Consider the following 7,245-nt stretch of genomic DNA (forward strand, 5'->3'; position numbering starts at 1 on the left):
CAGCATCCCGATCTCGCCGCCTGACACACCGCCAAGCGAACAGCCTAGACCACCGGGATGAGGGGTCCTTTTTCAACGCCGATCACCCCGCTACCGGGGTCCCTTTTCCACGCCGATCCACACGGCAGGAGCGGACCGACAGTCCCGCCGAGAGGAGGCGGGCTGCACCCAGAGGGCCGAAACGTACGTGGAGGACCGGCGCAGCCGGTTGCAGCACGCCGCGGCGGGACTACAGGGCCGTGACGCCCACCCTCGCCAGACGCGCCCGGCGCGTACACCAGCGTGGGGGCACCCCGCGCTGTCCGCTGACGGTGCGCCATGCGCACCGTCACCCGTCAGGGATCGCAACCCGCATGGCCGAGACGGCACGGCTCGGCGCCCCGCCAGCGGCGTAGAGCCCGGTCCTGCGGCATCGCAGGAGACGGCATCGCTCTACTGTCTGAATGTCCCTCGACAGTGCCGTCAGGACCCCAGCGAAGCCCTACTGCCGATCCGGCAAAAGCAGGACCTTGGCGGCTCCCTTCCCAAGAACCGCGAGGTGATGCCATGTCCACCAACCCCGACCGCATCCTGCGTCTGAAGGCCGTCCTCGACCAGACGGGGCTTTGCCGATCCACGCTCTACCGCAAGATGGCCAACGGCACCTTTCCGAAGAACATCCAGCTCAGCACCCGCTGCGTGGGCTGGCGCGCCTCGGCGATCAACGATTGGCTGCGCAATCCGATGTTCTACCATGTCGATGATCATCCTGCCGGATAAGCGCTTCGCAACCCATCGCAGCGGGCCAGCTCGGTTGCGGAAGCTACCTGGAAATCCGCCACCTCGAAAAGCTTGGATTCAAAGATGCGTTGTCATCCTAAGTGTCGACCTCTGGGACTTGGCTGCGGTTCCGCATTGCAACTGGGAATGTCCGCGTATGCCGAAAGCGGTCACTCCTAAAGCGTGTTTAGCCCCGCGCTACCATGGCCGCCGCGTCGGGAGCCGAGTCCTCTCGAACGGCTTTTACTTCTCTCCGGATCATCGACCAGGCGGGGCAATATCCTCGAAGAACGGCAAGACGTATATGCTGAAACATATTATTTTTAAAAGCAATATGCTTGAACATATTTTTCATTGAGTTTGTGGCGGGATTTGATATACTGAGGCATATAATTCATAAAAATATATGCCAGGACAGATAAATGAGTGCGGGAATTGAAGAGATAGCAGCGGGTGTCCGTGAAGCACGTATCGCAAAGGCACTAACCCAGAAGGAACTGGGGCAGCGCGTTGGCTTGCCGCAAAGCCATATCTCGAAAATCGAAAAAGGTACGGTTGATCTCAAACTTTCAAGCCTTGTCGAGATCGCGCGCGCGCTCGACCTTGAGCTCACGCTCGTGCCGCGCAAGGCTCTGCCTGCCGTCGAGGGAGCGGTGCGCGCGCATGGCACGACCGTCGAAACAAGCCGCGCAGTGAGCTTACTCAACGAACAGGCGCAAATCGCAGAACGAATCAAAGCAAACTTTCCAGACATCTCTCAGGTTGAAGGCTTCCAGAATGCGATCCGGAGCATCCTCAGACTGCAATTCGATGCAGCTCAACTCAAAGCCCTCGACGAGGCCTTGCAGCCAGCAAAACGGTTGAAGACGATCATCGAGGCGCAGGGCGGGGCGACGGCTCTCGCCAAACGCATTGAGGAGGCGACTTCGGCTCTCCGGCATTTCCGCAACATTCAGGTGCATCATGCGCCATCGATCGAGGCTGCACGCCAGCTTCCCGCTCACCGGCTGGAGGAGGATGACGCATGATTGACGCAGCTGCTCTCGCCATACTCCTACATGATCGCCGCATCGGGACGCTCGCGCCCCTCGATGGCGATCGTAGCATCTTCACGTTCGACGAGGCCTACCTCGCCGACGAAGATCGCCCGACGCTCTCGCTTGCCTATCGTGACCAATATGGCGCGATCATCAATGCGCCTCGCGCCTATCAAACACAGATCGAGCCGTTCTTCTCGAACCTTTTGCCCGAAGGAACCCTGCGCGATTACCTTGCGCGGCGCGCCGGCGTTAAGTCCGTGCGCGAATATCTCCTTCTCGCGCAGCTTGGCGGAGACTTGCCAGGCGCGGTCAAGGCCGTGCCCGTCGAGGCGCGTGACGTGCAGCCTGAAGACGCAGACGAAGAAGGCGTTGCAGCTGAAGCCAAGCGCGCACTGCGCTTCTCGCTCGCCGGCGTTCAGCTCAAATTTTCAGCCCTGAAGAACAGGGGCAAGAATGGTGGCCTCACCATTCCGGTGAACGGCACGGGCGGCGACTGGATCGTCAAACTGCCGTCAGCCCGTCATCCCGACGTTCCGGAAAACGAATTCGCCGCCATGAGCTTGGCTTCCAAGCTCGGGATCGATGTCCCCGACATCGATCTTCTGCCGCTCGAAACAATTGACGGATTGCCCCACGGAATCACTCGCTACGGGGCGTCGGCATATGCCATACGCCGTTTCGACCGGACCGATGCCGGCCCGGTCCACATCGAGGATTTCGCGCAAGTCTACGGTGTCTATGCCGACGACAAATATGAGAACGCGAGCTACCGGCAAATTTTGTCGGTGCTCGCAATCGAAGCCGATGGGGCAAGCTCGGTCGAATTCATCCGCCGGCTCACCTACTCCGTGCTGATCGGCAATGGCGACATGCATCTGAAGAACTGGTCACTGATCTATCCCGATCAGCGCCGACCTATCTTGGCGCCAGCATATGACCTTCTCTCGACCGTCGCCTATGTCCCTGAGGAGGATGCCGCCCTCAAATTTCATCGGTCACGCGAATGGGAGTCCTTCACCTACCGTGAACTGGAGACGATCGCCGACAAAGCGCGACTGCCGTCGCATCTGGTTATCTCGACAGCGAAGGAAACAGTCGAGCGGTTTGACGAGCTTTGGGAGCAGGAGAAGACGCATCTCACCTTCTCGGGTGAAGTCATTGCCGCAATCGACAAGCACAGAAAGCGCCTCGCAGTCTGAACCAATTGCAACAGATTTCGCGTGCATCGAAACATTTGGCGCACCGCAGCGGAAAGGCTTAATGGCACAGCAATGGCAGGTTGCGGCAGGAGCGGTCATTAGCGCCCGCGGCGCCGAACAGCGAAAGTTAGTCGGCTGTTGCCGGAAGCGATCGACCGGCCATGCGACATTGCCACCGGTCCCAGTTCTCCCATAAAACGACGGCTTTCGGCGAGACTGGACGTCTAAGTGATTGCCAAGATTGCACCGTGAGCGACGAGGTTAGGGCCGAATTTCAGGCCGCGGCTTCTAGGCCGGATCGACATTCATCGTAGCCAGATCATGGCGGCGGCGAGGTGGACGAAGCCGGTGAAGTGGATGGTGCGGCGGTCGTAGCGTGTCGCGAAGCGACGGAAGTGCTTGAGGCGGCCGAAGGATCGCTCGATCTGGTTGCGATGCTTGTAGATGCCGGCATCGTGCGGGATGGCGATCCTGCGGTTTCGCTTGGACGGGATCACCGCCTCGGCGTCCATGCCTGCGATCTGGTCGCGCAAGTCATTGCTGTCATACGCCTTATCGGCGAGTACCGCATTGCCACGCTGACCTTCGAGCAGGCTGGATGCCGAGGCGATGTCGCTGGCCTGCCCGGGCGTGATGCGGAACCGCAAGGGCCGACCAAATGTGTCGGCAAGCATGTGGATCTTGGTGGTCAGTCCACCTCGGGAACGCCCCAGCGCCTGATCCTTGGCCCCCCTTTTCCGGTCGCCGCCTGCTGATGGGCGCGAACGATCGTGCTGTCGATCATCAGATACTGGTTGTCGCGATCCGCCGTCAGCGCCTCGAACACCCGCTCCCAGACGCCGGCATGGCACCAGCGGCTGAAACGCCGATGCACCGTCTTCCACTTGCCGTAGCGTTCCGGCAGATCGCACCAATGGGCGCCAGAGCGCAGCACCCACAAACATCCGTTCACGAACAGGCGGTTATCCGCGCCTGTCCGGCCGGGATCAGCCGTCTTGCCCGGAACCAGCGATGCAATCCGCAACCATTGCGCCTCGCTCAGCTCGTACCGCTTGATCCCCATCACCTGCTCCGCGTCTCGACACGGGCGCCTATGAATCAGCCTTCACGTCGTTTGGGAATCCTGAATGTCGATCCGGCCTAGGCGGCCCATTGCGGGAAGCGGACACCCATTCAGCTGGCCACACGAGCTGCTAACGGTTCACCAGCGGACGTCCGATCTGCCCCTTCCGCTTTTCAATTGCGTAAGTTCGTTCATCAACAGGCTTGGGCACGCACCTCTCAAAAGAGCGGTGAGAATACGTGGCGCGCGGCAAAGGACGTCTCCGCCGCGCACACGTTCGATCAGTCGTCGTAACCTTCAATCTCGAACGTCACGTCCTCGCCGAAGATCGACTTCAGATCCTCTTCCAGAGCGTCGACGTTAGGATAGTGAACTCCTTGATCGACCTTTTTCGAAAGATCGTTACCTTGTTCGTCCGAGATCGACTCGATCTGAAACATCCCGCCCGCTCCCGCACGCTCTGAAGTTTCACTATCCAATGTCAAAGTCAGGTGCATTTAGTCCTCCATGCGGCTGCCATGATGCCGCTGCTACCATAATTTAAGCTTAACGAAGCCGAGGTTCCATGATGACCAGCATCAACCCACCTCAAGCCATTCCGCAGCTTGCGCTAGAATGACCGTTTACGTCGCAAGATGCTCAGGGCATACTGCTCGTCAGCCTCTAATGCGTTCGTCTGGCGACCAATCTTCCCAGCGGAACTAATCGAGCGCCGCGAACTTCATACCGACGATGAGATCGGACAGCGTACCGCCCTTCGTTTCCATGTAGGCTTTCAGCGAAGACCATTCAAAATCATCGTCGATGGTCTTTATAAAGAGCTGCGCGACCCCGTCGTCGACATCGATGTCTCCCAGCTGGTTGCGGTCGAGGGTTTCGCCGAGGCGCTTGATCCGACTTTGCGTGAGAGGCGCTTCGTTGATTCGCAGCGTGCGCAGATCGTTCGGATTGACCGACACGCCGTTCGGATACTCCCTGGCTCCGGTCAGCTGCAGTGCCTTCTCGACTATGGCAACGATAAGCTGGCGATCCTTGACAGTAAAGTGCCGCAATTTTTCCGCATAGGCAGCGACTGCGGCGGGCGCGCCCGCATCGAGTGATGCAGTGGTACTGATCGCTGAGAGGTAGGCGCCGTAGCCTGCCAGCGTCTCCGGCAGCGACAGGCCCGTTTCGTCGGACTCGTCGGTGATCTCGTCGAGATACGCCTTCCGGAGCAACTCGCCGACCGCCGAGAACCTCTTCTCGCGATCGGCTTTCCATTTGACCAGCTTCGCTCGCGTATAGGTCTGAGGATCCTTGTCGACGAGGGTGTGGCAGGTGGCGCAGAGCAGGATCAGATTTTCGAAGGCGCGACGCTCGTCCGGGCTCATGCTCTTGTCATAGCGTGGCCCTCCACCGCTCTCGGCCGCGATATGCGCCGCCTCGCCCACGAGCTTACCCGTCGCGTTCAGCAGTGTCGTGTTGCATCCGGGCCGCGCGCACTGGTTGCCGGACAAGGCGAAAAGCCGCCTCATCGTGTCAGTGCTGGGGGCCTTGCGGGCCGGCTTGACCGAGCTTGCCTTCACGGTCGCTGCCACCTTGATCTTCGCCTTAGCCATGCGCGTTATCCGCACGCTGCATTGCAAACTCCGCTTGTCGCTCAGTCACATAGGACGTCTGCTCCGCCACGAGATCCTGAAAGCGGTCGAACACCGCGTAGGCTTTTTCTGCCTCGGCAACGAGCAGCGCGATGATCTCGCTGAGGTCAAGCGGCAGCGTACCACCGAACCCATAGTCTCCATCCACGTCGTCCACCCCGTCGTCCATCATCCGTCTCTCAGAAATCGTCGTCCCAGCCCTGGCCCCACATGCCGTCGCGCTCCATCCAGCCGACCAGCCGACGGATCGTGAACACGATCTCGCAGAGCTGGACCGGATCGACCGGTCGGCTGTGCATGGTCGGGCGGCGGTGGGTGTTGAGGCGTTCGAGATCGACCTTCAACCATTCGGCGCGGTCGAACACCACTTCGAATAGCTCGCCCCAATTGTCCTTGCGCAGGATCACGCCGATCAGATCGCCCAGATCGGTATAGTGGATGAGCGAGAGTTGCGGTTCTCCCGCGCGCATCGCCTCGCGCCGCCGCTCCTTGGCGCGGATCATGACATCGCCAGGAACGCGCTGCTTGAACCAGTTCGGACCGGCGATCGCTTCGAGCTTTGCCGAAACAAAGGCCCTGAGCGCATTCTCGAAGGTGTCGATCGCGCCGAACGCCCCCATCTTGGGGCGGCTCGCCATGATGCGCAGCTTGACCGGACCGGCCTCGACAACCGCAGTCATCGTGCCCGCGCGGGTGCGCCGGCCTTCGACCACGCCGCTTTCAATCAGCACCTCGACGGTGGCGGCATTGTCGGCGTCGATCAGCCCGTCATCGACATCCTGGTCGCGATAATAGCGCGTGCGCTCGCGCGGATCGCGCCAATAGGGCCGATCGAGCATCGCAGGCGTGCTGTAGCCGCCGAGCAGGGCGGTATAGGCGGCCTGGCTGCCGCCTGCGCCCGGGCCCAGTACGTCGATCGCGCCAGCGAACAGCGACATCTTGGTCGTGGTGATGTCGATTCCGGCGAACTTCGCACCAAGCGCGGCCTCAGCGATCGCGCCGCTTGCTCGCAGCCCGGCCGTCGCCTCGGCGATGCTGCCGGCGGCGAGGTGCAGCGCCTCGAACTGCTTGCGATATTTGTCGCCAATACCGAGCAGTGCGGCATAGTCGCGCGCGCTCGTGCCGTTCAGCGCGTCGGCCCAATGCTGCGACCGCGACAAGGCGCCGAGCGCCGTCCGGTCGATTTCGAGCGCCGCCCGCATGCTGGGCGAAAGCCCAGCATAGGGTTCGGTCAGCTTCTTCATCGCCTTGGAAATGCGATCGTCGAGCGGATTGCCGAAGCGGTGCCCGTCGAGCAGCGACAGCTTCGCTGCCGTGCTGTGCGCAATGCCGAAAGCGGTGGTGTCCACCCGCCCGATCTTGCCCATCGCTTCCTCGATGGCGCTGCGCATCGGCCCGAATTTCTCGAGAGGATCGGGCAGGCTTAGGCTCAGGACCTGTTAAATAACTTGCGTGAGTGGTGACGAGTTGATTCATTGGCGGTGGAGGTGCCGCCGATGAGTGAACTGTTCTGGCTGACGGACAAGCAGATGCAGCGGATTGAGCCG

8 protein-coding genes are annotated in these 7,245 nt (G+C 60.8%); 3 read left to right on the plus strand and 5 right to left on the minus strand.

All coding sequences use genetic code 11. The annotated features are described in order from the left end of the window. Positions 1-546 precede the first annotated feature (546 nt). The 3 genes from ABLE43_RS22845 (at position 547) to ABLE43_RS22855 (ending at position 2,998) form a co-directional block, all read left to right on the plus strand. Positions 547-759: a helix-turn-helix transcriptional regulator gene (locus ABLE43_RS22845; RefSeq protein WP_348980250.1), complete on the plus strand. Its 213-nt coding sequence runs from the start codon at positions 547-549 to the stop codon at positions 757-759. A gap of 422 nt (positions 760-1,181) precedes the next feature. Then, positions 1,182-1,787: a helix-turn-helix domain-containing protein gene (locus tag ABLE43_RS22850; protein ID WP_348980251.1), complete on the plus strand. Its 606-nt coding sequence runs from the start codon at positions 1,182-1,184 to the stop codon at positions 1,785-1,787. Further along, entirely contained in the window at positions 1,784-2,998 is a 1,215-nt protein-coding gene (locus ABLE43_RS22855) for a type II toxin-antitoxin system HipA family toxin (RefSeq protein ID WP_348980252.1), read from the plus strand. Before ABLE43_RS22850 ends, ABLE43_RS22855 begins: the two co-directional genes overlap by 4 nt. Positions 2,999-3,303: 305 nt before the next feature. Here the strand turns inward: ABLE43_RS22855 and ABLE43_RS22860 are convergent. The 5 genes from ABLE43_RS22860 to ABLE43_RS22880 form a co-directional block, all read right to left on the minus strand. Continuing rightward, a protein-coding gene (locus tag ABLE43_RS22860; RefSeq protein ID WP_425475282.1) for an IS5 family transposase occupies positions 3,304-4,055 on the minus strand; the annotation gives its coding sequence in 2 pieces (ribosomal slippage) (positions 3,304-3,725 and positions 3,725-4,055; 753 coding nt in all). Positions 4,056-4,342: 287 nt separating this feature from the next. Further along, entirely contained in the window at positions 4,343-4,558 is a 216-nt protein-coding gene (locus ABLE43_RS22865) for a hypothetical protein (protein WP_348980253.1), read from the minus strand. Positions 4,559-4,762: 204 nt separating this feature from the next. Continuing rightward, the gene (locus tag ABLE43_RS22870) at positions 4,763-5,659 is read right to left on the minus strand and encodes an HNH endonuclease (RefSeq protein ID WP_348980254.1); all 897 of its coding nucleotides are present in this window, start codon (positions 5,657-5,659) and stop codon (positions 4,763-4,765) included. Continuing rightward, the gene (locus ABLE43_RS22875) at positions 5,652-5,867 is read right to left on the minus strand and encodes a hypothetical protein (RefSeq protein ID WP_348980255.1); all 216 of its coding nucleotides are present in this window, start codon (positions 5,865-5,867) and stop codon (positions 5,652-5,654) included. Before ABLE43_RS22875 ends, ABLE43_RS22870 begins: the two co-directional genes overlap by 8 nt. Before the next feature lie 10 nt (positions 5,868-5,877). Then, positions 5,878-7,089 (minus strand): hypothetical protein, encoded by a 1,212-nt coding sequence (locus ABLE43_RS22880; protein WP_348980256.1) that lies wholly within the window; start codon positions 7,087-7,089, stop codon positions 5,878-5,880. Positions 7,090-7,245: the final 156 nt, after the last annotated feature.

Source organism: Sphingomonas silueang (assembly GCF_040049155.1).
GTDB classification, from domain to species: Bacteria; Pseudomonadota; Alphaproteobacteria; order Sphingomonadales; family Sphingomonadaceae; genus Sphingomonas; species Sphingomonas silueang.

Excerpts from the sequence above, each read along its gene's own strand:
- ABLE43_RS22845 (WP_348980250.1), top strand. The coding sequence starts at position 547 with ATGTCCACCAACCCCGACCGCATCCTGCGTCTGAAGGCCGTCCTCGAC.
- ABLE43_RS22850 (WP_348980251.1), top strand. The coding sequence starts at position 1,182 with ATGAGTGCGGGAATTGAAGAGATAGCAGCGGGTGTCCGTGAAGCACGT.
- ABLE43_RS22855 (WP_348980252.1), top strand. The coding sequence starts at position 1,784 with ATGATTGACGCAGCTGCTCTCGCCATACTCCTACATGATCGCCGCATC.
- ABLE43_RS22865 (WP_348980253.1), bottom strand. The coding sequence starts at position 4,558 with ATGCACCTGACTTTGACATTGGATAGTGAAACTTCAGAGCGTGCGGGA.
- ABLE43_RS22870 (WP_348980254.1), bottom strand. The coding sequence starts at position 5,659 with ATGGCTAAGGCGAAGATCAAGGTGGCAGCGACCGTGAAGGCAAGCTCG.
- ABLE43_RS22875 (WP_348980255.1), bottom strand. The coding sequence starts at position 5,867 with ATGGACGACGGGGTGGACGACGTGGATGGAGACTATGGGTTCGGTGGT.
- ABLE43_RS22880 (WP_348980256.1), bottom strand. The coding sequence starts at position 7,089 with ATGCGCAGCGCCATCGAGGAAGCGATGGGCAAGATCGGGCGGGTGGAC.